Here is a 21898-nt window from a genome sequence, read left to right as displayed (position 1 = left end):
GGGGTTGTTGCTGGTCGACAGGTTCGGCTCGACGGCGCGGCGGTAGCAGATGACAGCGCAAGCCAGGCGCGGAATCCGAGGAGGCCGGGAAGCCTCGCGCTCGTACCGGGCACCACGCCGGCCACCGGCCGGCCGGGTCAGCTCAGGCTCTGGTCGACCTTCGCCTCCACGGCGTCCCAGAAGTCCGCCGCGGCGTCGAGCAGCCGGCCCGTCGCCGGGTCGTCGCCTTCGGTGTCGGCGGCTGCCACGATGGCCGTCATCCGCCGGTTCTCCACCAGGCGCGTGGCGTAGGTGCGGGCGAACGACCGCAGCGAGATCTGTTGCAGGCGGTTGAGGGGCGCCGCGCCGCCGGGCTGCGGTACCTCGCCCACCCGCCCGATGATCTCGTCGGTCAGCGCGTCCGCCCCGGTGGCCAGCTGGGCCTGAGCCGCCGACTCCAGCCACGCCCGGAACCGGGCCGAGAAGTCGTCCTGCGCCTCGTCGAGAGCCCGATGGTCGACGGTCTGCTGCCGCGGCGCGGGCTCCGCCGCCGGCTTCCGCCTGCCGAACAGTGGCATGGCTCGTCCTTCCGCACGGGAGCTCTGGCGGTGACGTTAAGCCGCGCCGTCCCGCCGGGAATCCCCCTGCTGGCGGAAAGTCGGCAATGATCGGCGGATGTCGATGCCTGTCGGGTCGGTCAGGCCGCCGGAAGGTGGGAGCGGAGATGAGGCAGGCCGGGGATCGCCGAGCGAACGGCGCCCCGGCCCGGCGGGCGGGAACCGGTCACTTGCCCTTGTCGTTGGTGACCGACGTGCTGTCGCTGGTCGCGCCGGTACCGCCGGCGTTCTTGCTTTCCTTGGTGATGCTGGCCTTGACCGCGTCGGTGTCCTGGCAGGCCGTCTGGAACTTCAGGATCGACGAACTGACCTCGGCGACCAGCACCGCCTCGTCCGGGTTCCCGGCCGCCGCCTGCGCCTTCGACAGGCTGGCGCTCAGCACGTCGGTGGCCGCCGTGATGATCGTGCTCTTCGAGGTGTTGCCCAGAGTCACGATGTCCTTGGCGGTGGCCAGGTCCAGGTCCCGTCCGTCCTGACCCTTGGTGGCCTGGTCGGCCAGGGTGCAGGCGGCGGCGGTGCCCTGGTCGAGGCCGGCCGTGTTCGCAGCGCCGGCCGCGGTGGCGACGGGAGCGTTGTCTTCGGATTTAGCGCAGCCGGTGATCGCCAGTAGGGTGCACGTGGCGACAGCTGCGATGGTGGATCCACGCATGGTGCCGGAGGCTACCGGCTGCTGGTGGCAACTGCCGGTCCGGGGTAGCTGACTGTGATGCACAGAACGCCCGATCTGCGCGGCTGGACGTCGGCATGCGTGCTTTTCGCAGGCCACCGCATTTTTATAACCCGGTGGCCGGCTACTCATCGTCATCGCACTGCGATCACCGTCTGAAGCCGACCTGCCGCGCCACCCGCCCCTTGATCCGGGTGACCAGGTCGCGGTGCGCGCGCTCGTAGAGCCCGTCGGAATACTCGATCATCCCGATCAGCGCCTCGATCGCGGCGTCCAGCATCTGCGCCTCGGTCACGTCGTCCGGCGAGACCGTCTCCTTGAGGTCGACTGGCCGCAGCTCGCCGAGGTCGCCGACGACGTCGCAGGGGTACTCCTCGAGCTCCTTGATCCGCTCCTCGGTCAGGTCCAGGATCCACTCGGCACGGTCCATCCCGATGCCGAAGCGCAGCTCGTTGCGCCCCTGCTTGAGCACCGGCCCGACCAGATGCCGCAGGACGAACCGGCGGTACGGCGTACGGTACGGAAACCGGTCCCCGAGCTGCCGATTGAGCCGGCGCAGCAGCTCGATCTCGGCGGCCCCCAGCGACTGGTTCGCCGGCTCCTGCTCTATCCGGCAGAGCCCGTCCGGGATGCCGACCACGCCGGCGAACCGCTCCCAGAGCAGCATGTACGGCGAACCGGGCGGCGGCACGGTGATCAGATGACGGCGCTCCGGCGGCACCTGATCGCCCCAGTGCCGCAGCATCCGGTTCGCCGTGTGGTTCCAGAACGCGTCGTTCTTGCCTCGCTGGATGGCGCTGAGGAAGTTCTCGAAGCTGCCGACGCTGCGCGACTTGACGTTCTCCTGCCACATCGACGGCAGGGTCCGCCACAGGTCCCGGCCGACCACTACGACGTGCACCTCGGCCGGTGCCAGGCTGCGGACCGCCCGGGCGGCCTGCGCCGGGGTCGCCCCGCCCAGCCCCTCGTTCGTGATGATCACGTCGCCGGACCACTTGGCGGCCTTCTCCACCAGCATGTCCCAGGTCCAGGTGGCGTCCTTGTCCCGCCAGGGGACCTCGCGCAGGTCGGTCATCGCCTGATCCTGCTGGCCGCGGGTCGCCGGGAGCAGAATTCCGGCGCGCTTGAGGGTCTCCCGGTTGTTCCACAGCACATTCTGGACGAACGTGCTGCCGGTCTTCGGCGCTCCGACATGTACGAAGACGCGTCTGGTCATGCTTCTCCCTGCCCCTGTTCCGGCCCATCAGGGTGGCACAAGAACGGCCCGGCGCAAATGGCCGGGAGACCCTCAAGATCGCTATTTCCGGAACGGTTTTCGCCGTTAACCCGGCGGCCTCGCACCTCTCATTTTCCGTTGTACCGGCCTACATTGCGGCCAGCCGGAAACGGCTGTAACGCGTGATCAACCCGCGCAGCTTCAGCTCGTCCGCGGCTCCCTCGGGAGTGATGGTGAACAGGTGCTGGTCGCTGCCGTCGGGGCTGCCCAGCACGTCGTAGCAGACGGTCAGCAGCCCGGCCTCCGGATGCTGGATCCGCTTGCGGCCGTGGGTGCGCTCGCTCACCGTCTGGTCGCGCCACCAGCCGGCGAAGTCGGCGCTGGCCCGGCCCAGCTCGTCGATCACCTCCCGCAGGCGGGCGTCGCCGGGGTGCCGGGCCAGGTTGGCGCGCAGGTTGCCGACCATCTCCCGGGCGATCCGCCGCCAGTCCAGCTGGGTAGCACGCATCGGCTCGTCCAGGAACAGCGCGCGCGCCGTGTTCGCCGTCGGGCCGGTGCCGAACTCCGCGCCGAACAGCGCGGCCGCCGCGGCGTTGTGGGCCAGCACGTCGAACCGGAAGTCGACCACGTACGCCGGGAGCAGCGGCATCCCGTCCAGCACCGCCCGCAGCGAGGGGCGGACCGGGGCGGGTTCGTGACGCCGGGCCGGCGCCTCGCCCCGGGCGATCAGGTGCAGGTGCCGGCGTTGCGCGTCGGTCAGCCGCAGCGCCCCGGCCAGCGAGTCGAGGACCGTGACGCCCGGAACGCCCACCCGGCCCTGCTCCAGCCGGGTGTACCACTCCACGCTCACCGCGGCGAGCTGGGCGACCTCCTGCCGGCGCAGTCCCGGGGTCCGCCGCCGCGGTCCCACCGGCAACCCGACATCGCCCGGGGTCAGCTGCTCGCGCCGGGCCCGCAGGAACCCGGCCAGCTCGATCCGCCGCTCACCCACCGTCATGCCGTCCATCCTCGGCGCGCGGCCGGCCGATGTCGACGGCTGATCCTGGTACTCGGAACACCAGGCTCGCGACGGCCTCCCACCGGCCGCCCGGCGCGCCGATCGTCGACACCATGATGCGAACGGCAGCAACCATCGTCAGCGCCGCGGCCCTGGCCGCCGGCACCTTCGGTTACCACCACGTCCGGGACGACGCCCCGGCGGCGGCCGCCCACCACCAGGTCCGGGACGACGCCCGGACGGAGTTCGGCTACCACCGCGTCCGCGACGGCATCCCGGCCGGTGCCGGGCGTTTCCGGGTGACCAGCCCCGACCTGCGTACCCGCTTCCCGGCGGGGGACCTGGCCAACGTCTTCGGCTGCGGCGGCAGCAACGCGCAGCCGAGGCTGGCCTGGTCCGGGGCGCCGGCCGGCACCCGCAGCTTCGCGGTCACCATGTACGACCCGGACGCGCCCACCGGCAGCGGCTTCTGGCACTGGCTGGAGTGGGACGTCCCGGCCACCAGCCGCGGCCTGGACACCACGGTCCCGGCCGGCGCGGTGGCCGGGACCGGCGACGCGGGCATCACCGGTTACCTGGGCCCGTGCCCGCCGGTCGGCGACATCGCGCATCGCTACGAGATCACCGTGTACGCCCTGGACGTGCCCACCCTGAACCTGCCCGCCGCCACCCCGCCGGTGGTGACCGCGTTCACGATGCGGGAGCACATCCTGGCGTTCGGCCGGATGACCGTCACCGCGAAACGCTGACCAGCGCCACGACCTTCCGGAACGTCTCCGGCAGGGACGTCTCCGGATGGTCGGTCCAGTACTGGACGCTGGTCCGCAGCGCGGTCATGAAGCTCGCGGCGAACACCCGCCCGCGCAGCTCCGCGTCGGTCCCGCCGAGCCGCTCGGCGATCTCCGCGGCCAGCTCCCGCTCGATAGCCGTGTAGGCGGCGATCTGGTGCGCCAGGTGGTTCGGGTCCTGGTACAGCCGGCGCCGCTCGGTGATCCACGACGTGTCGGTCTCCGCCGACGCCTCGGTCAGCAGTTCCAGGGCGGCGCCGGTCAGCACCGTCCACGGATCGGCCGACGGCTGCCGGCGGATCGACTCGCAGAGCCGCCTCATCCGGTAGGCGTCCCGGTAGTAGAAGACCTCTTCCTTGTTCGCGAAGTAGTTCGTGAACGTGCGCCGGGACACGCCGGCCGCCTCCGCGATGGCGTCGATGGTGACGTTGTCCGCCCCACGCTCGGCGGCCAGCCGGACCGCCGCCTCGTGCAGCGCCATCCGAGTGGCCATCTTCTTGCGTTCGCGCAACCCGAGGTTCTCCTCCACACCGCAACCCTAATCGCGGTGATCCACTTCTCAAAGTGCAAACTTGCCTGTTGTGCAGGTTTAGGCGAAGCTGGGTGCGTGAGCGTGGCAGGGGAGCCGGTGGACCGGCGTCGGCGGTGGCTGTTCCGGTTCGCCGTGCTGCCGGCCGCCGGGGCCGCCGCCTGGCTCACGGTCCGCGGCCACCTTCCGGACCCGGCCACCATCTGGGACATCTTGCGTACGGCGGACTGGCGCTGGGCGACGGCCGCCCTGGCCGCCCAGCTGATCTCCCAGGCCGCCTTCGCGATGCAGCAGCGCCACCTGCTCCGGGCGGCCGGCGTGGACGTCTCCCGCCGGGCCGCCGTGGCGATCACCTACAGCCGCTCCGCGATCAGCCTGGCGCTGCCCGCCGGCTCGGCGGTGTCCGCCGCCTACGCCGTCCAGCAGTACCGCCGACGCGGCGCCACCGGCACCACCGCGGCCACGGTCACCGTGCTGTCCCTGCTCGCCTCGATGGCCGGGCTGCTCGCCGTCTGCGCGCTGGCGTTCGGGCCGGCCGCCGTCGTGAGCTGGTGGCACTCCGCCTCCTACGAGGCGCTGGCGGCCGCGGCGGTCCTGGTCTCCGCGCTGGTCACGGCGGTGCGGGCGGGTGTGCGTACCGGGCCGTCGGCGAACCTGGACCGTCCGCGGCCCGTCACCGGCCCGCCTCTGGTCGCCCGCCTCCGGCGCGAATGGGCGTCGGCGGTGGTCGCGGCCCGCTCGATCGGCCCCGGCGACGGGCTCGCGGCACTGCTCTGGTCCGCCCTCAACTGGGCCGCCGACGCCTGCTGCCTGATCGCCGCCGCCCAGGCCTGCGGCCTGCCGGCCGGCTGGCGGGCGATCGGCGCCGCCTACCTGGTCGCCCAGGTGGTCCGGCAGATCCCGCTCAGCCCCGGCGGTCTGGGCTTCGTCGAGGCCAGCCTGGTCACCGCACTGAGCCTGGGCGCCACCCCGGCCGCCGCGGCCGCCGCCGTCCTGGCCTATCGCCTGGTCTCCTTCTGGCTGATCCTCCCGATCGGCCTGCTCACCTACCTGGGCCTGCGTCGTGCTCCGGCCGATCCGCGGTACCTCCCGGCCCCGGTACCGGCTCGGCCTCGGCAGCTGACCGTCGTGCGCTGACCGCCAGCCGGTCGGCGAGGGCGACGACCAGGTCACGCAGCTCGGCCGGATGATCGACGACGAACGGGCGATCCACACCGGCCAGCCGCGCGGGGATCCAGTCCAGGTTCTCCGCGCGCAGCTCGACCCGGAGCCAGGGCGCGGTCTCCTCGTGGATGACGGCCACGCCGGCCGGGAAGGCCGCGCGGATCTCCGCCACGGTGGCCCGGATCCGCAGCCGGACCCGGTGGCGGTAGGCCGCGGTGGCGAAACCGGTCAGCAGGCGATCGACCGGGTCCACCTCGGCCGGCCTGTCGAACGTGCCGGGCAGGCCACGCACGTCGGCGATCCGGTCCAGGCGCAGCGTGCGCTCCTCGGCGGCGGCCGGGTCGAGGCCGACCGCATACCACCGGCCGGAGTGGACGACCAGGCCGTACGGGTGGAAGATCCGCTCGCCGCGATCGGCGTAGGTCAGCCGGACCGGCTGGCGGTCGCGGACCGCGGCGGCCAGCGGCAGCAGGACGGCCCCGTCCGGCGCGGCCGGCCGCGGGCCGGTGAAGGCGAGCGACGCCGGCACCGCGTCGAGTCGCCGGGCCAGCCGGACCGGCAGCACCCGCCGCAGCTTGGCGGCCGCGGTCTCGCCGGCGGTGCCACCGGCCTGGCTGGTCAGGCCGAGCAGGACGGCGAGGGCCTCGTCGTCGGAGAGCATCAGCGGCGGCAGCCGGTGGCCGCGGGCCAGACGATATCCGCCGTGGCGGCCGCGGACCGCCTCCACCGGGATGTCCAGGTCGATCAGATGCGCCGCGTACCGCCGGACGGTCCGCTCGTCGACGCCGAGCCGGGACGCCAGATCGCCGACGGTCCGGAGCCCGCCGGACTGCAGCAGCTCCAGCAGGGTCAGCACGCGAGCGGTAGGCCTGGTCACATCGGCCAAAATACCGGGCGGATCCTGTCCGGTATCGCTTCTAGCGTGCACCGCATGAACTTCGTCTCCACCCGCGTGATCACCACCGACGTCAACCTGCTGATCGGCTTCTACGAGCGGCTCACCGGCATCGAGGCCACCCGCCTCACCCCCGAGTTCGCCGAGCTCGGCACCGGGGCCGCCCGGCTCGCCATCGCCGGAGCCGGCACCGTGCCGGCCTTCGTCGAGCCGGACGAGAAGATCCTGGAGTTCCTGGTGGCCGACGTCGACGCCGTCGAGCACCGGGAGGGCCTGCTCATGCCGCCCACCACCATGCCGTGGGGTAACCGGTCGATGCTGCTGCGTGACCCGGCCGGCCACCTGGTGAACGTCTTCACCCCGGTCACCCCGGCCGCCCGGGCACGGTTCGCGTAGATGTGGCGAGTCCCGGCGGAATGGCCATCCGCCGGGACTCCGAGTACCACTGAATTGCACACACCAGCACGTTTAAGGGCGTGGATCATTCGTCAGGACACCGGGTTTTGCCTTTAAACTACCGCCACTCGAAGCGTGGCGGGCCGGAGTTGAACCGGCATCCGGTGTCGTCGTCCCTGCCCGGTCGATCTGGTGATCAGTGGAGAATGCTGACGTTGGAGCGAGAATCTGAGTCTCAGGCCGGCTGCCTCTGCCAGATTGGGCTACCCCCGCGCGAATGCGGGAGGCGGGATTTGAACCCGCACTGTCACCGGCGTCATCAGCTTCAGCTTCAGCTGTCAGCTTTCGCGCCTTTCTGTGGCGCACCCCCGCGCTCCCACGGGGGAGTCTGTGTCATCCGAAGAGATAACCGAAGACGGCCGCGCCGATCCGCTGGTCGGTCGCCTCGGTGTTGTTCGCCTCCTCGCGCGCGAACTTGACAGCGGTCTGCAGGGCGATCACCCGGTCCAGGATCTCGTTGACCCGCTTGGCCGGCAGCGCCCCGGAGAACTTCACCGTCGTCCAGTAACCGACGGTCACGTCCTCGTAATACACCTCGACCTGCGCCGGGTGCTTCTCGGTGGCCTCGGCCTTCACGTGGTTGCGCGGCACCTTCTTGGTGCGGTTGGTACGCACCGGATCGGTCCGCCAGCTGTCCGTGGAATCGTCGCGCACCCAGTGCTCGGCGGCGTCCAGCACCGGCAGTTTCTTCACGAAGGTGTGCAGGTCCACGAGCTGCTTCTCGAGGAACAGCAGATAGGTCACCGGCACCTGACTGGCGATGGTGCGCCCGTCGACGACCACATCGGCGCGGGCCACGCAGTTCGTCCAGTCCTTCGTCGCTGTCACGTCGAAGAGCCGGGTCAGCGTGGTCGCCACATCCCGGAGGATCTCCTCGGCCTTGATCTGCACCCGGGTCGACTCGGCGGGCAGCTGCTCGCCCTCCTCGTCCTTCGGCTGATAGGTCCGCGAGATACCGGCGAGCGGCGCGGTCTTCTGCACCGCGTGGTGCGCGTCGCTCAGATCGGCGAACGCCTTGCTCTTGACGCCCTTCTCCACGGCGATTATCTGATTGAGTCTGGGCACGGTGTTCCCCTTTCCGCCGCGAACCCTAGCAGCCCCCTTTCCTTTCTCCGACCCGTTTTCCGCTCGCCTGGCGGTCCGCCCGGAGCACCGCTCTCACGGCTCGATGCCGTGCGCGCGCAGCAGCTCGGTCAGCCGCCGCACCTCGCCCCGTAGCCGTTCCACCTCGCCGGTCGCCGCCTCCGTCCGGGGCGCGCGCAACTCGTCCAGGTCCCGGATCTCCGGCGGCGGAGTGACCAGCCGGGGCCCGCCACCATAGGACCGCAGGACCCGGTCGAGCCCGTCGCGGATGCGCTCCGGCGTGCCGCCGAACTCGGCCAGGACGCCGTTACCGACCACCGCCACGCCCAGCAGCAGATGCTCGGCGCCCAGATAGTCGCTGGCGAGCAACTCGGCCTCGGCGGTGGCGGCGAGCAGCATCCCGGGCAGGTCCGATCCGTCCGGCAGCCGGGTGCGCAGCACCTCGTCGAGCCGCCGCCGCAGCCGGTCGACCGGCACGTCGAGATCCTCGAGGATCAGCGCCGGCAGGATCCCCGCGGTGCGGTCCACGTCCAGCAGGGCGAACAGGTAGTGCTCCGAGCGCACGGCCCGGTGCCCGCGCGACGCCGCCTCCTGCCCGGCACGGTCCGCGACCCGGCGGGCGAGTCCGGTCCACTCTGGATGCGGCGGCATGGGACCGGTCTAGCACATGTCCGCCCCACCGGCACGGCAGCCGGCCCCGGCGCCTGAGGTTCGGCACGCCGCGGGGGTTCCGGCGTCCGGTGCGGCGGCCCGGATGGTGGCCTCGATCAGCGGCCACGGCAGGCCCGGCGGCAGCACCACGATCGTCACGCCGGCCAGGGCGTCCCAGTCGGCGAGCCGCTCCCGGACCTCCTTCGCCGGGCCGTAGGCGGTGAACTCGTCGAGCAGCGCCGGCGGGACGGTCCGTGTCGACCGGACCGTGTCCACCTCGTCGGCCAGCCCCTGCGAGGCGACCAGCCGTGGATAGATGTCGCCCATCGCCGACAGGTAGGTCGCGGTACAGGTGGCGACCGCCTCCCGGGCCACGGCGACGTCCGGGTCGACGACAGCGAACGGTCCGGCCGCCACGGTCACCGGCCGATCCGGCGCGAACGCGCGGATCCGATCCCGGCGCAGGTAGAGCGGGAACCAGCCGTCGGCGAGCTCCGCGGCGATCGCGATGGTCCGTGGTCCGCTCGCGGCGAGCCAGATCGGCAGCTCCGGCACCGGCCGCTGGCCCAGCCGCAACGGCCGGGCGGCCGGCACTGCCGACACCGTCGCGCGCTCGCCGCCGAGCAGGGCGCGCACCCGCGTGGTGACCTCCCGCAACTTCGCGGCGGGCCGCGCGTAGCGCACGTCGTGCCAGCCCTCGACCAGCTGCGGGCTGCTGGCCCCCAGGCCCAGGACGAACCGGCCGCCGGACAGCCGGTGCAGCGTGGCGGCGGTCATCGCGAGCTGACCGGGCGACCGGCTCCACACCGACAGCACCCCCGCGACCAGCGTGATCCGCCGGGTTCGGACGGCCAGCTCGGCCAGCAGCACCGCCGCGTCCAGCCCCCACCCCTCGGCCACCGAGAACACCTCGAACCCCAGCTCGTCGGCGAGCGCCGCGGCCCGCAGCAGCACGTCCCGCCGGACCTCCATCGGCGTGAAGCCGATCCCGCGCCGCATCACGCCGCCCGCGCCCCGGTCCGGGCCGGACCGGGAGCCGGCAGCTGCCCGGCGAGCCTGATCCAGGTCTGCCGGGCGGCGCCGTGCAGGACGCCGTCGCGGGAGAACAGGGCGGTGCCGGCGATCACCTTGCGCCCCTGCGCCGCCGCCAGCCAGCCGACCACGATGTAGGCCGGCTGCGGCACCAGCGGCGCGGCCAGCCGGGCGGTCATCCGGCCGAGCACCGCGGGGCCGGTGAGCTGCCCGAGGTGGGCCGCCGCCCAGCCGCCCGGACAGTCCAGGGCGGCCCAGAGCAGCGGCGGCCGGACCTCCGCCGGATGCCAGACGGCGGCGACGAGATCGCGGCCCGGGACCGGCCCGGGGAAGATCCGCAAGGCCGTGGGATCGGTGCGGGCGGTCCCACAACCGACACATCCGGGGTACGGGTGAGCACCGAATCCGGGGAACGCCACGCTCGCGCCGAGCGCCTCGGCGTACGTGGGCGGTTCCGGCGTACCGAAATCGGCCTGTGTGGTGCGGCCCTCCGCCAGGAGCGCGCTCCCGTCGTACAGGTCAAGGGTTTGATCGTGAACGGTCAACCGCAGGGGTGCGCCGACCGGAACCGGGCGGCGTAGCGTGATCTCCACGTCGGACGGCAGGTGAGCGGCGAGGATGCCGCAGGCGTAGCCGCCGTGCGCGGACCCGGGCGGCCCCTGGAAAGCCGGGTCGATGACGATGTCGTAAGTGGGCATGCGCCGACGCTAGGCGCGCGCGGCGGTGTGCGAATCGGCGATAACACCTAGGCGTTTTGCCGGGCCCAGACGGCGATCTGGGCGCGGGCGCGGACACCGAGCTTGGTGCGGACGTGCTCGACGTGCGCGTCGACGGTCCGCGCCGAGACGCCCAGCTGGCGGCCGATCTCGGCGTTGGTGAGGCCGTCCGCGATCAGGTCGGCGACCTGGAACTCCCGGGCGGTCAGCGGCACTCTCCCCGGCCGGGTGCCCACTGCCGCCCGCGGTGTGGTCTCGGATGCCGGCGGAGTCGGCGATGGAGTGAGCGGGGTGGTGGCGGGCGCCGGGGGAGTCAGCGGCGTGGTGGGCACGCCCAGGAACTCGGCGATCGTGGCGGCGCCGGCCTCCGGGTCCTGCGCGTAGATCGGCTGCATCCGGCCGTCGAGCGCGGCCAGTTGGGCCTCCGGGATCAGCGCGGCCAGCTCCCGGCCCAGCTCGAAGCGCACCGCCCGGCTGCCCCGGCGGTGCGCGACAAGGGTCGGCACCCGGACCTCGGGCAGCACGTCGGTGACGTCGAACCGATAGAACATCTCCAGCAGCGCCGCCGCCGTCTCCGCCGTCGCGGCGGCCCGCTGCATCCTGGCGAACATGTCGCTCAGCTCGGGCGTCGCCGCCGGGAACCAGATGTCGGCGAGCACCCGGGAACCGAGCCCCCAGTGCGCCCGGACCATGCCGAGCACCGACCGCCGGACGTCGCCGGGCGCCAGGTCACTGCCGCGCGCGCAGGTCCCGTAAAGGATCAGCGAGGTGAGCGTGTCCGGCTGCGCGGCCGCGAAGGCCGCCGCCACCGGTCCGCTCTCGCACGTGCCGAACAGCGCGAACCGGTCCAGCCCGAGGTGCCCGGTCAGCGCCTTCAGCGTGGCCAGCTCGAACTCCAGGCTGAAGTCGGTGCGCTCGCGGTCGGACAGGCCGCAGCCGATCCGGTCGAACCGGATCACCGTGTGGTGCCGCGAGAGCGCCTCGACGAACCGGCGGTGCTCGGGGACCTCCCACATCAGGCCGAGGTGCGAGACCCAGCCGGGCAGGCACAGCAGGGGAGGCCCGCTGCCGGTGACCGCGTAGGCGACCCGGCCGGCGGGCGTGGCGGCGAACCGGACCACCTGCCTCACCCGCCCAGCATGGCACACCTCGGAGCACCGGCTCGGCCGGCTTCCACAGGCGATCGGCGAGGTCCGGATCCACCGACCGAGCCCGTCGGTAGCAGGGCGAGGCGACTCGCCTGTCCTGATGGTGTCACTTGCGCTCGCGGTTACGGTGCTTCCGTCCGAGGGCAGCTCGGCCGCCCTGCGGCCCGCCTCCTTCCGTGCCGCGAGTCGTCGAGAGTGACGATGGGGTCTTGGGGCCGGACGTCGTCTGCGTCCCGATGCCGGTGCCTTCCCGTGGATGACACCCGCCTCAGGTCAGGTGTCACGAGGCCGCCGGGAGCCGTGGCGGCGGCTGGTGGCGGTGCGGCAGGCTGGTCGGCATGCGTCGATGGGTTCCGCTGGCGGCCGCCGGAGGACTGCTCGTGTGGACGGCCCTGGTGACGCCGCTGAGTGTCGCGATCGGGGAGTATTTCGCCTACTACGATCCGCAGTCCGATGCGGAACGCCTGGAGTATCACCGGGACCTGGCGGCGCACGTCTACACGGCCGGTCACTGGCTCGGGCAGTTCCTCGCCGCGCTCGGCGGGGCCTGGCTGGTCGCACGCTCGGGGACGTACCGTCCGGCGGCGGTCGCCCGGGCGGTCCTGGCCGGAGTGCTGCTCGGCCTCGCCACCGGTGTGGTGGCGATCGCGGCCGGGCTGCGACAGCTGCGGACGCACGGGTACCCCAGCGTGGCGCCCGACCCGACGATGCTCTCCGAACCCGCGGTGCGCTGGTGCCTGCTGGCGAGCGTGGTCTGTTTCCCGTTGTGGGCGCTGATCGGGGCGGCGATCGTCGGGCTGACGCGGCGACGGGCACTGCTCGCCGTCGTTGCGGCATTCCTCTGCCAGCCGGCCACGGCCCTGCTCGGGGTGGGGGTGGTCGCGCCGCCGTCGAGCCATCCGGTGGCGGTGTCGCTGATCGCCGACGGCGGCCGGACCGCCCTGGTGATGCCGGCGATCCTGCTCGCCTGGGCCGCGGCGGCGACCGTGGCGGCGACAACCGCCGGGAGACGGTGGCGGCTGCGGGGCGGATGACCGTGGGCGGAAGGTGGCCGGGGTCGTCGGGGAACGGCTCGACAGCGGCGTAGCCGTCCTCGCGGATCGCCCGGCATGCCCGCACGGCGAGAAGCTCGCCCTCGTCGTGGATGATCCATGGTGTCGCCGGGCGGTCCGCACCCGGAATCGGTGCGTTTCGTGATACGCCTTGGAGCACTGAATGCCGAAAGGTGGAGGAATCGGAATGCTGGCTGGCCGTCTGAACGTGTCGACCGGGAAGTTCGCCGTCGAGGAGGTGGCCGAGCCGCACGCCGGGCCCGGGCAGGTCCGGATCGCGGTACGGGCGGCCGGGGTGTGCCTCTCCGACGTGCACCTGATCCAGGGCATGCTCAAGCCGCTGCACCTCGCCGGGGACAGCGTCACCCTCGGGCACGAGACGGCCGGGGTGATCGACGAGGTCGGTGCCGGGGTGACCGGGCTGACCGTGGGGGAGCGGGTGCTGTTGCAGGCCGGCGAGCTCAGCGGCGGGACCGTGCTGACCCGCGGCGTCGACTACGACGGCGGCTGGGCGCAGTACGCGGTGGCCACCGCCGGCACCGTGGTGCCGATCCCGGACACGCTCTCGTTCGAGCAGGCCTGCTTCATCCCGGACGCGGTCTCCACCCCGTGGGCGGCGATCACCACCACCGCCGCGGTCCAGCCGGCCCGGGCGGTCGGGGTGTGGGGCGTCGGCGGGCTGGGCGCGCACGCCGTGCAGCTGCTCCGGGTGATCGGCGCGGCGCCGATCATCGCGGTCGACCCGCTGCCCGGCGCCCGGGAGCGGGCCCTGCAGTTCGGCGCCGACCTGGCCCTCGACCCGGGCGACCCGGAGTTCGGCCCGCTGGTCGCCGAGGCCACCGGCGGGGTGGGGCTGGCGCACGCGTTCGACTTCGCCGGGGTCGGGGCGGTCCGGGCGCAGGCCGCCCGGACGCTCTCCAAGGGTGGCCGGCTCACCCTGGTCGGGCTCACCGACCAGCCGCTGACCATCCCGGACGGCACCCGGTTCAGCTACCTGGAGCAGGAGATCCGCGGGCACTACGGCTCCGGGCCGGAGCACGTGCTGGAGCTGCTGTCGCTGTTCGCCCTCAACCGGGTGGAGTTCTCCCGGTCGGTGAGCGGCATGGTGCCGCTGGCCCAGGCCGCCGACGCGGTGCGTCAACTGGACGAGAAGGAGGGTAATCCGATCCGGTTGATCCTCGTGCCGTGACCGGGAATAAGCGACCATGAATAGGTGAGCAAAACCAGGTCGATCGGCTGCTATGGTGCGCCGCCGCCGGATCAACCGGATCCGCGGCGGGAGATCTGGGCGTACGACGGCGCCCTCGCGATCCTGCTCGGTCAGCTCCTGCGCGACGTCGAGGGCATCCCGCCCGAGCGCCGCCCCGGCTGGTGGGACGCCCGTGTGGAGGAGATCCGCACGCAGGCGATGGTCAGTGACCTCTTCTTCGACGTGGCGCTGGGGCTGGACACCGGGCAGTGGGAGGAGTTCGCCGAGCTGCTCGACGAGACCGCGAGCCGGCTGCTGGAGCGGCTGCCGCGCACGCCGGGCCAGGCCGACGACTGGCATCTGGTCTTCCGCGGGGACCACGCGTACGACGTGGGGCCGGTCGCCGAGCTGGGCCAGGCGCTCGCCGCGCTGCTGCGGGGCACGCTGCCGGCGCCGCCGCCGGGCACCCTGTGGTTGTACGGGGCGCCGGGCGGGCGGACCACGATCAGTCCCCGCTGAGCGGGCGGCAAGGCTGCCACACGCCCACCGTCGCCGGGCTCACCGGGAGCGGTGTGCTGTTCCTGCCGGGCGAGCCGGACCGGAACATAGGTGCCGGCACCGGGAAAAGTCCGTGACTTCACCGATCCGGGGACCGCGGATCCGCGCCTACCTTCGAGGGCATTCCCGACTCGGAGAGGTAGTGACATCCATGGTGGCAAGCCTGCGGGGAACGGTTCGTCTGGTGCTGGTGCTGGTGATGGCGTCGGTGGGGCTGCTCGTGGTCTCGGGTGGCGCCAGTGCCCAGTTCGCCGGCGAACAGCATCCCGTCAAGAACGCCGGCAACGGCCTGTGCCTGCAGCCGGAGGCCGGCTTCGACAGCCGGATCCTCCAGATGACCTGCACCGGCAAGCCGGACCAGGCCTGGACGCTGCTCGGCAACGGCGGCGGCCGGTACTGGTTCGTCAACGGCGCCGGCGCCGGCTGCATCTCGGTCGGTGACATACCGATCGATCACGGGATCGTGGTGGCCGGCAACTGCGCCATCACCGACGGCAGCGGGCGCACCGCCAGCAACGCCCAGTGGGTGGCGACCGGTGCCGTGCCCGGCAACGTCGTCCTGCGCACCTGGGTGGGCCGGACCACCAACAACTTCTGCCTGGACGTGCCCGGCGCGTCCGGGTCGCCCGGTCTGGCGGTGCAGTTGTTCACCTGCAACGGCACCCTTGCCCAGAGCTGGCGGATCGGCCTCGGCTGACCGTTGCGAACGACGGCCCGGCCAGGTCGGCCGGGCCGTCCCCGTCAGTAGCGGAACGCGCCGACCAGGCCGGTCAGGTCGGTGGCCATGCCGGTGAGGCTCGCCGCCGCCTGCTGGGTGGAGCGGGCCGCCTCGGCGGTGGAGGAGGCGACCTCCGCCACGCCGGAGACGGTCCGGGCGACCTCGCCGCTGCTGGTCGCGGCCTCCGCCACCGAACGGCTCATCTCGGCGGTGGTGGCGGTCTGCTGGGCCAGGTCCTTCACCTCGCCGGCCACGACGGCGAAGCCCTTGCCGAGTTCGCCGGCCCGGGCCGCCTCGATCGTCGCGTTCAGTGCCAGCAGGTTGGTCTGCTCGGCGATCGTGGTGATCAGGCGGACCACGTCGCCGATCTCCGCGCTGGCCTCGCCCAGCTCAGCCACCTGGGCGGTGGTCCGCTGCGCGACCGACGTGCCCTGCTGGGACACCTCGGCCGCCTGGGCCGCGCTGGAGGCGATCTCGGCGATCGACGCGCTCATCTGCTCCGCCCCGGCGGCGATCGTCTGTACCCCGGTGTTGATCTCCTCGGAGGCGGCCATCGCGGTGTTGGCCCGCTCGGCCGCGTCGGCCGCGCCGGACTGCAACTGCACGCTGATCGAGGACAGCTGGTCGGAGGCGGAGGACAGGGTGACCGCCAGCTGCCCCATCCGGTCCACGCTGCTCCGCACCGAGGCGATGCCGGTGTCCAGTTCGGTGGCCATCCGGCCCACCTCGTCGCGGCCGGTGACCGCCGCGGCGACGGTCAGGTCACCGGTGGCCAGGGCCCGGCTGACCCGGCCCACCGCGCTCAGCGTGCTCATGATCCCGCGGATCACCAGCGTCGCCAGCGTCAGGGACAGGCCGACCCCGATGACCAGAAACACCATCATTTGGGTACGCGCGCTCCGGTACGAGGCTGCCGTCTCGGCGCGTTTCTCCCGCGCCACCCGGGTCTCGATGGCCACCAGATCGGACAGGGCGCCCTCCGCGGCGTCCAGCGCCGGCCGTCCCGCCGCGTCGCGGACCTTCTCGAACCCGCGGAGGTCGCTGGCGATGGCCAGCGGCGCCATCTGCTCGTCCCGCGCCTTGCGCAGCGCGGCCAGCGCGGTGCGGAACCGTCCGACCGCCTCCTCCCGGCCGGTCATGTCGGTGGCGGTGTAGTCGGCGAAGGCCTTGTCGGTCGCCGTGTCCGCCTCGGCGATCGCCTGCTTGTCCTCGGCCATCGCGGCCGCGTCGTGGCTGACCAGGAGTTGCATCAGGCCGCTCCAGGAGCGTTGCACCCCCTGGCCGACTTCGCCGAGCTGGGCGATCGGTACCAGGTTCTGGCTGTACAGATACTCCGCCGCGTCGGCTGTCGCGCTCAGCCGGGACAGGCCCAGCACGCCCACCGCGACCGCGGCCAGCGCTGCGACCAGCACCGCCGCGTAGAACTTCAGGCGTACCGACAGATCGTTCAACCAGCGCACCGTTAACCCCCATGCTCCCGGCCGGCGGCAACACCGTCGTGACCGCCCGCACACGGGATCCACCGTCCCTATCGGCAGCCGTCGTCCCGCCCTGACCCCGGAACGACCGGGAATCACCGGCGTGTGGAGTGGGCGTTTCGGCGGCCGGCGCGCCGGCCGCTCGGCTGGCCCGGGCGGTCGTCCCCGGCGCCCGGACGCAACCGCCGGCGCCGGCCGGCGGGACGGCGACAGGCCGGGAGCCGTGTTCGCCGGTCCGGCTCCGCGTAGGAAAGGATGGGGAGGGTGTCGACAGTAGTTCCATAATGAGGTTATGCAGATGGTGGGCGACGAGAGTCGTGGATCACAGTTGTTGCCGGTGCTCGCGCAGCTGGTCCGGTTCCTGCGGCAGTTGGAGAGCCCGGACAACCCCAGCTCGATCGCCCTCTCGGTGCTGCGCCGGCTCGCCGACGCCGGCCCGGGGCGGGTCACCGACCTGGCCAAGCTGACCCGGGCGTCACAGCCCGGCATGACCCAGCTGATCGGGCGGATGGAGAAGTCCGGGCTGGTCCAGCGGGTGCCGGACCCGAACGACGGGCGCGGCGTCCTGGTCGGGGTGACGCAGGCGGGGCGGGACGTGGTGGCCCGCACCTACACGCACTACGCGCAGACCCTGGACCGGCTCTTCGATCGGCTGGACCCGGCCGACTGCGAGACGATCCTCTCGGCGCTGCCGGCCCTGGGCCGGCTGGCCGCGGCGGCGGAGAAGGGCGACACGATCAGTGGATCTTGATGGCCCCGGCCGGGCCTGATAGCTTCGTCAGACACAAAAGAAGACTTCGCCGCGACACCGCTGCGGGAGAGCACTCGCTCGCCATCACCGGCGGGCGGGTCGCCGAAGGAGCAAATCTCCCTCAAGAATCTCTCAGGCCCACGTACCGCAACGGTCAGGCGACTCTGGAAAGTCAGCTCCCGTGAGCTGCGCCCAAGGTGCAAGCCGCCCCGGCGGTGAACCTCTCAGGCCCCATGACAGAGCGAGGGAGGCCGACTGCCGAGGAGCCTCCCCGTTGCGACGCACCGCGCTTCACCACGTTCACCAGCGCCTCGGCGCCTCGTTCACCGAGTTCGCCGGCTGGGAGATGCCGGTCCGGTACGGCAGTGACGTCGCCGAGCACCACGCCGTACGCCAATCGGTTGGTCTCTTCGATCTCGGCCACATGGGACAGATCGAGGTCAGCGGGCCGGAAGCCGCCGCCTTCCTGGATTACGCGCTGGTCGGCCGGCTGTCGGCGATCGCCGTGGGGCGCGCCAAGTACACGATGCTGTGCCACACCAACGGTGGAGTGCTCGACGACCTGGTCGTCTACCGGCTGGAGGCGCAGCGGTTCCTGGTGGTGGCGAACGCCGCCAACGCGCCGATCGTGCTGGCCATGCTCGGCGAGTACTCCGGTGGGTACGCGGTGACGATCACCGCGCTCGACCGGGCGCTGCTCGCGGTGCAGGGCCCGGACGCCGTGAAGATCGTCGGGGAGCACCCCGAGCTGCGCTACTACGGGATCGAGGCGGAGCGGCTGGCCGGGAAGGACGTGCTGCTGGCGCGGACCGGGTACACCGGCGAGGACGGGTTCGAGATCTACTGCGCCAACGAGGACGCCGAGGCGATCTGGGCGTGGGCGGCGGCCGCCGGTGCCCAGCCCGCCGGGCTGGCCTGCCGGGACACGCTGCGGCTGGAGGCCGGGATGCCGCTCTACGGTCACGAGCTGACGGTACGCACCACGCCGTTCCACGCCGGGCTGGGCCGGATCGTCGCGCTGGACAAGTCGGACTTCGTCGGCGCGGCGGCGTTGCGGGCGGTGGTCCCCGACACCGAGCTGGTCGGGCTGGTCACCCGGGGCCGGCGGTCGCCGCGGGCCGGGCACGCCGTGCTGGACGCGGTGACCGGGGCGAAGGTCGGCGAGGTGACCAGCGGGGCGCCGTCGCCGACGCTCGGCCACCCGATCGCGATGGCCTACGTCGCCACCGGCACGACGGCGGTGGTGGTCGACGTCCGCGGCACCCGCGAGGACGCCGAGATCGTCAAACTTCCCTTCTACAAGCGGTGACGGGGGCGTACTGATGCGGTTCACCAAGGATCACGAATGGCTGACCGAGGAGGAGATCGCCACCGTCGGCATCACCTCGTTCGCCGCGGACGCGCTCGGTGACGTCGTCTTCGTCGAGCTGCCCGAGGTGGGCACCGTGGTGAGCGCCGGCGACCCGGCCGGCGAGATCGAGTCGACGAAATCGGTGAGCGAGGTCTACGCGCCCGCCGACGGCGAGATCGTCGAGATCAACCAGGCGGTCGTCGACGACCCGGCACTGATCAACTCGGACCCGTACGGCAAGGGCTGGCTCTACCGGTTGCGGGTCAGCGGGACGCCGGAGACGCTCTCCGACACCGAGTACGAGGCGCTGGTCGCGGGGGAGGCGTCGTGATGCCTCAGCTCGCCGGGTCGCGCGCCGATGGGCGGGGCCGTGGCTGTCTCCGTCTTTGACCTCTTCTCGATCGGGATCGGGCCGTCGAGCTCGCACACCGTGGGACCGATGCGCGCGGCCCGGATGTTCACCGCGCATCTCGACCCGCGGGTGGCGGCGGTGCGGGCCGAGCTGTTCGGGTCGCTCGGCGCCACCGGGCACGGGCACGGTACGCCCCGGGCGGTGCTGCTCGGCCTGATGGGGCACGACCCGGAAACCGTCGACACCGCCCTGGAACCGCCGTCCGACGGCCGGATCGGGTCGCTCGACGTCGACCTGGTCCTGCACCGCCGGCGGGCGTTGCCGGAGCACCCCAACGGGATGATCTTCACGGCGCTGGACGCCGCCGGTGCCGAGCTGTTCAGCAAGAAGTACTTCTCGGTCGGCGGCGGGTTCGTCGTGTCGTCGATGACGACTCCGGACGCGACGGTGGTGCGGCATCCCTTCGCCTCCGGCGCGGAGCTGCTGGAGCTGACCCGGACGACCGGACTGTCGATCTCCCGGATCATGCTGGCCAACGAGGAGGCCTGGCGGTCCGCCGACCAGGTGCACGAGGGGCTGCTCGGCATCTGGGCGGTGATGCGCGAGTGCGTCACCGCGGGACTGGACGCCGAGGGGGTGCTGCCCGGCGGCCTCAAGGTGCGGCGCCGGGCCGCGGCGACCGCGCGCCAGCTGCGTGCCGCCGGTGATCCGCAGGTGCACGCGATGGAGTGGCTGACGGCGTACGCGATGGCGGTCAACGAGGAGAACGCCGCCGGAGGTCGCGTGGTGACCGCGCCCACCAACGGCGCCGCGGGGATCATCCCGGCGGTGCTCAGCTACTACATGGACTTCGTGCCCGGTGCCTCGCCCGAGGGCGTGGTCCGGTTCCTGCTGACGGCGGGGGCGATCGGGCTGCTCTTCAAGGAGAACGGGTCGATCTCCGGTGCCGAGGTCGGCTGCCAGGGCGAGGTCGGCTCGGCGTGCGCGATGGCGGCGGCCGGGCTGGCCGAGGTGCTCGGCGGGACGCCGGAGCAGGTGGAGAACGCCGCCGAGATCGGCATGGAGCACAACCTGGGGCTGACCTGCGACCCGGTGGGCGGGTTGGTGCAGATCCCGTGTATCGAGCGGAACGGGATGGCGGCGGTCAAGGCGGTCACCGCGGCCCGGATGGCGCTGCGCGGGGACGGCCGGCATCACGTGTCGCTCGACAAGGTCATCAAGACCATGAAGGAGACCGGCGCCGACATGAAGATCAAGTACAAGGAGACGTCGCGCGGCGGGCTCGCGGTCAACGTCATCGAGTGCTGAACCCGGTCCGGCATCGCTGCCGGACCGGGTGACCCGGATCAGGCCCGGGAGCAGGCCGTCCCGTTCAGGGTGAACGCGGACGGGCTGGCGAACGAGCCGCTGTAGGTGCCCTGGAAGCCGAACGAGGTGCTGCCGCCGGCCGGGATGCTGCCGTTGTGGCTCGCGTTGCGCGCGGTGATCGCGCCGGACGAGCCGCTCAGCGTGGCGTTCCAGGAGCCGGTGATGGACTGTCCGCCGGGCAGCGTGAAGCCGAGGGACCAGCCGTTGATCGCGCTGTTCCCGGTGTTGGCCACCGTGACGTCGGCGGTGAAGCCGGTGTTCCAGACGTTGGTGGCGTAGGTGACCCGGCAGGCCGCCGAACCGGGCGCCGGGCTGGACGGTGGGGTGGACGGGTTGCCGCCCCCGTTGACCGCTGCGGAGAAGTTCGTGACGGCCAGGCCGGTACCGCCGATCCACGGCTCGAAGCCGGCCTGGATGCTGGTCAGGTACCACGAGTTGGTGACCGAGCTGCGCGTCTTGGTGTCGTTGATGAAGTCCAGGACGCTGAAGCTCCAGCTGGTGATCGGTGACGGCGCGACGTACGAGACGACGGCGTTGGAACCGTTGCTGCCGGTCCACACCTCCCAGGTGCGGCCGCCGATGGTGGCGGTGGCGGTCCGGGAACCGATCGGCTGGATCGAGCCCTGCCGGTTGAACCAGATCATGATCTCCTGGGCGTTCACGCCGTCCTTCCTCGGCGACGGGTCGAGCCAGATGTCGTACGCCGCGTCGTAGGTGGCGCCGGAGACGTAGTTGTAGCTGATGCTGCTGGTCGCGCTGCTGATCTGGCTGACCTGCATCGGCAGGTTGGTGCCCGGCGAGCAGTTGGTGTAGTGGCAGCCGTAGAAGACCGCCGGGTAGGAGACCGGGGCGCCGCTGGTGCTGCCGACGCCCTGCTGGCTGGTGATGGCGAAGCCGGTGCTGGTGACGTTGATGCACTGCTGGGCGCTGGTACCCCAGCGGTTGTTCATCACGACGTAGCGACCGCCGATGGTGGTGGAGCCGTACTGGTCGCAGATCTGGGTGTCGGCCTGGGCCGGACCGGCGGCCACGACTCCGGCGATGGCCGCGGTGGCCAGCAGGCCCGCGGCGATCAGGCCGCGCAGGGAACGGGACATGGGGGAACTCCTTCTGTGAGCGAAGGTGGGAGCGCTCCCAGCGGAC

General features: G+C 72.3%; 24 protein-coding genes and 2 riboswitches. Of the genes, 11 read left to right on the top strand and 13 right to left on the bottom strand.

Going from position 1 to position 21898, the window contains the following annotated elements; all coding sequences use genetic code 11:
* Positions 1 to 137 precede the first annotated feature (137 nt).
* From Actob_RS26775 to Actob_RS26760, 4 genes are all read right to left on the bottom strand, one after another.
* Entirely contained in the window at positions 138 to 557 is a 420-nt protein-coding gene (locus Actob_RS26775) for a hypothetical protein (RefSeq protein ID WP_284914585.1), read from the bottom strand.
* Positions 558 to 762: 205 nt separating this feature from the next.
* Positions 763 to 1245, bottom strand: a complete 483-nt coding sequence (locus tag Actob_RS26770) for a hypothetical protein (protein ID WP_284914584.1) — start codon at positions 1243 to 1245, stop codon at positions 763 to 765.
* A 166-nt stretch (positions 1246 to 1411) separates the two neighbouring features.
* A complete protein-coding gene (locus tag Actob_RS26765) occupies positions 1412 to 2479 on the bottom strand; it encodes a hypothetical protein (protein ID WP_284914583.1) in 1068 nt (355 codons plus the stop codon).
* A 148-nt stretch (positions 2480 to 2627) separates the two neighbouring features.
* Positions 2628 to 3476: a helix-turn-helix transcriptional regulator gene (locus tag Actob_RS26760; RefSeq protein WP_284914582.1), complete on the bottom strand. Its 849-nt coding sequence runs from the start codon at positions 3474 to 3476 to the stop codon at positions 2628 to 2630.
* Positions 3477 to 3589: 113 nt separating this feature from the next.
* On the opposite strand from Actob_RS26760, the gene Actob_RS26755 reads away from it, so the two are divergent.
* Entirely contained in the window at positions 3590 to 4225 is a 636-nt protein-coding gene (locus Actob_RS26755) for a YbhB/YbcL family Raf kinase inhibitor-like protein (protein ID WP_284914581.1), read from the top strand.
* Here Actob_RS26755 and Actob_RS26750 read toward each other — a convergent pair.
* Positions 4209 to 4793, bottom strand: a complete 585-nt coding sequence (locus tag Actob_RS26750; RefSeq protein WP_284914580.1) for a TetR/AcrR family transcriptional regulator — start codon at positions 4791 to 4793, stop codon at positions 4209 to 4211. The two genes, Actob_RS26755 and Actob_RS26750, sit on opposite strands and share 17 nt — an antisense overlap.
* 78 nt (positions 4794 to 4871) lie before the next feature.
* On the opposite strand from Actob_RS26750, the gene Actob_RS26745 reads away from it, so the two are divergent.
* Positions 4872 to 5930 carry a lysylphosphatidylglycerol synthase transmembrane domain-containing protein gene (locus Actob_RS26745; RefSeq protein WP_284914579.1) on the top strand — a complete coding sequence of 353 codons (1059 nt, stop codon included), beginning with the start codon at positions 4872 to 4874 and terminating at the stop codon, positions 5928 to 5930.
* Here the strand turns inward: Actob_RS26745 and Actob_RS26740 are convergent.
* Positions 5836 to 6834: a helix-turn-helix transcriptional regulator gene (locus Actob_RS26740; protein ID WP_284914578.1), complete on the bottom strand. Its 999-nt coding sequence runs from the start codon at positions 6832 to 6834 to the stop codon at positions 5836 to 5838. The genes Actob_RS26745 and Actob_RS26740 overlap by 95 nt on opposite strands.
* 54 nt (positions 6835 to 6888) lie before the next feature.
* On the opposite strand from Actob_RS26740, the gene Actob_RS26735 reads away from it, so the two are divergent.
* Entirely contained in the window at positions 6889 to 7248 is a 360-nt protein-coding gene (locus Actob_RS26735; RefSeq protein WP_284914577.1) for a VOC family protein, read from the top strand.
* A 393-nt stretch (positions 7249 to 7641) separates the two neighbouring features.
* Here Actob_RS26735 and Actob_RS26730 read toward each other — a convergent pair whose 3' ends face one another.
* The 5 genes from Actob_RS26730 to Actob_RS26710 all read right to left on the bottom strand — a co-directional run bounded on the left by Actob_RS26730 (position 7642) and on the right by Actob_RS26710 (position 11920).
* Positions 7642 to 8373, bottom strand: a complete 732-nt coding sequence (locus Actob_RS26730) for a DUF7873 family protein (RefSeq protein WP_284914576.1) — start codon at positions 8371 to 8373, stop codon at positions 7642 to 7644.
* A gap of 93 nt (positions 8374 to 8466) precedes the next feature.
* A complete protein-coding gene (locus tag Actob_RS26725) occupies positions 8467 to 9042 on the bottom strand; it encodes a Clp protease N-terminal domain-containing protein (RefSeq protein ID WP_284914575.1) in 576 nt (191 codons plus the stop codon).
* A 9-nt stretch (positions 9043 to 9051) separates the two neighbouring features.
* Complete coding sequence (locus Actob_RS26720) at positions 9052 to 10041, bottom strand: LLM class flavin-dependent oxidoreductase (RefSeq protein WP_284914574.1); 990 nt, start codon at positions 10039 to 10041, stop codon at positions 9052 to 9054.
* Positions 10041 to 10772 carry a hypothetical protein gene (locus Actob_RS26715; RefSeq protein WP_284914573.1) on the bottom strand — a complete coding sequence of 244 codons (732 nt, stop codon included), beginning with the start codon at positions 10770 to 10772 and terminating at the stop codon, positions 10041 to 10043. Before Actob_RS26715 ends, Actob_RS26720 begins: the two co-directional genes overlap by 1 nt.
* A gap of 47 nt (positions 10773 to 10819) precedes the next feature.
* The gene (locus Actob_RS26710; RefSeq protein ID WP_284914572.1) at positions 10820 to 11920 is read right to left on the bottom strand and encodes an alpha/beta fold hydrolase; all 1101 of its coding nucleotides are present in this window, start codon (positions 11918 to 11920) and stop codon (positions 10820 to 10822) included.
* A 356-nt stretch (positions 11921 to 12276) separates the two neighbouring features.
* Here Actob_RS26710 and Actob_RS26705 point away from each other — a divergent pair, with 356 nt between their 5' ends.
* The 4 genes from Actob_RS26705 to Actob_RS26690 all read left to right on the top strand — a co-directional run bounded on the left by Actob_RS26705 (position 12277) and on the right by Actob_RS26690 (position 15434).
* Positions 12277 to 12972, top strand: a complete 696-nt coding sequence (locus tag Actob_RS26705) for a hypothetical protein (protein WP_284914571.1) — start codon at positions 12277 to 12279, stop codon at positions 12970 to 12972.
* A gap of 205 nt (positions 12973 to 13177) precedes the next feature.
* Positions 13178 to 14179 carry an alcohol dehydrogenase catalytic domain-containing protein gene (locus Actob_RS26700; RefSeq protein ID WP_284914570.1) on the top strand — a complete coding sequence of 334 codons (1002 nt, stop codon included), beginning with the start codon at positions 13178 to 13180 and terminating at the stop codon, positions 14177 to 14179.
* Between the two features lie 24 nt (positions 14180 to 14203).
* Positions 14204 to 14698: a hypothetical protein gene (locus Actob_RS26695; protein WP_284914569.1), complete on the top strand. Its 495-nt coding sequence runs from the start codon at positions 14204 to 14206 to the stop codon at positions 14696 to 14698.
* 181 nt (positions 14699 to 14879) lie between these two features.
* Entirely contained in the window at positions 14880 to 15434 is a 555-nt protein-coding gene (locus Actob_RS26690; protein WP_284914568.1) for an RICIN domain-containing protein, read from the top strand.
* A gap of 44 nt (positions 15435 to 15478) precedes the next feature.
* Here Actob_RS26690 and Actob_RS26685 read toward each other — a convergent pair whose 3' ends face one another.
* The gene (locus Actob_RS26685; protein ID WP_407653397.1) at positions 15479 to 16906 is read right to left on the bottom strand and encodes a methyl-accepting chemotaxis protein; all 1428 of its coding nucleotides are present in this window, start codon (positions 16904 to 16906) and stop codon (positions 15479 to 15481) included.
* Between the two features lie 319 nt (positions 16907 to 17225).
* Here Actob_RS26685 and Actob_RS26680 point away from each other — a divergent pair, with 319 nt between their 5' ends.
* From Actob_RS26680 to Actob_RS26665, 4 genes are all read left to right on the top strand, one after another.
* Positions 17226 to 17684, top strand: a complete 459-nt coding sequence (locus Actob_RS26680; RefSeq protein WP_284914566.1) for a MarR family winged helix-turn-helix transcriptional regulator — start codon at positions 17226 to 17228, stop codon at positions 17682 to 17684.
* A gap of 53 nt (positions 17685 to 17737) precedes the next feature.
* Positions 17738 to 17842, top strand: a riboswitch (glycine riboswitch).
* A 4-nt stretch (positions 17843 to 17846) separates the two neighbouring features.
* A riboswitch (glycine riboswitch) is annotated at positions 17847 to 17926 on the top strand.
* A gap of 32 nt (positions 17927 to 17958) precedes the next feature.
* Positions 17959 to 18993: a glycine cleavage system aminomethyltransferase GcvT gene (gene gcvT, locus Actob_RS26675; protein ID WP_284914565.1), complete on the top strand. Its 1035-nt coding sequence runs from the start codon at positions 17959 to 17961 to the stop codon at positions 18991 to 18993.
* 13 nt (positions 18994 to 19006) lie between these two features.
* Complete coding sequence (gene gcvH, locus Actob_RS26670) at positions 19007 to 19366, top strand: glycine cleavage system protein GcvH (RefSeq protein ID WP_284914564.1); 360 nt, start codon at positions 19007 to 19009, stop codon at positions 19364 to 19366.
* Between the two features lie 27 nt (positions 19367 to 19393).
* Complete coding sequence (locus tag Actob_RS26665) at positions 19394 to 20695, top strand: L-serine ammonia-lyase (RefSeq protein WP_284914563.1); 1302 nt, start codon at positions 19394 to 19396, stop codon at positions 20693 to 20695.
* 38 nt (positions 20696 to 20733) lie between these two features.
* Here Actob_RS26665 and Actob_RS26660 read toward each other — a convergent pair whose 3' ends face one another.
* Complete coding sequence (locus tag Actob_RS26660) at positions 20734 to 21852, bottom strand: GH12 family glycosyl hydrolase domain-containing protein (RefSeq protein WP_284914562.1); 1119 nt, start codon at positions 21850 to 21852, stop codon at positions 20734 to 20736.
* Between the last annotated feature and the right edge of the window lie 46 nt (positions 21853 to 21898).

This window comes from Actinoplanes oblitus, from assembly GCF_030252345.1.
GTDB lineage: Bacteria > Actinomycetota > Actinomycetes > Mycobacteriales > Micromonosporaceae > Actinoplanes > Actinoplanes oblitus.
The sequence above is the reverse complement of the archived record's forward strand: the minus strand, read 5'-3'. Positions and strand labels throughout refer to the sequence as shown.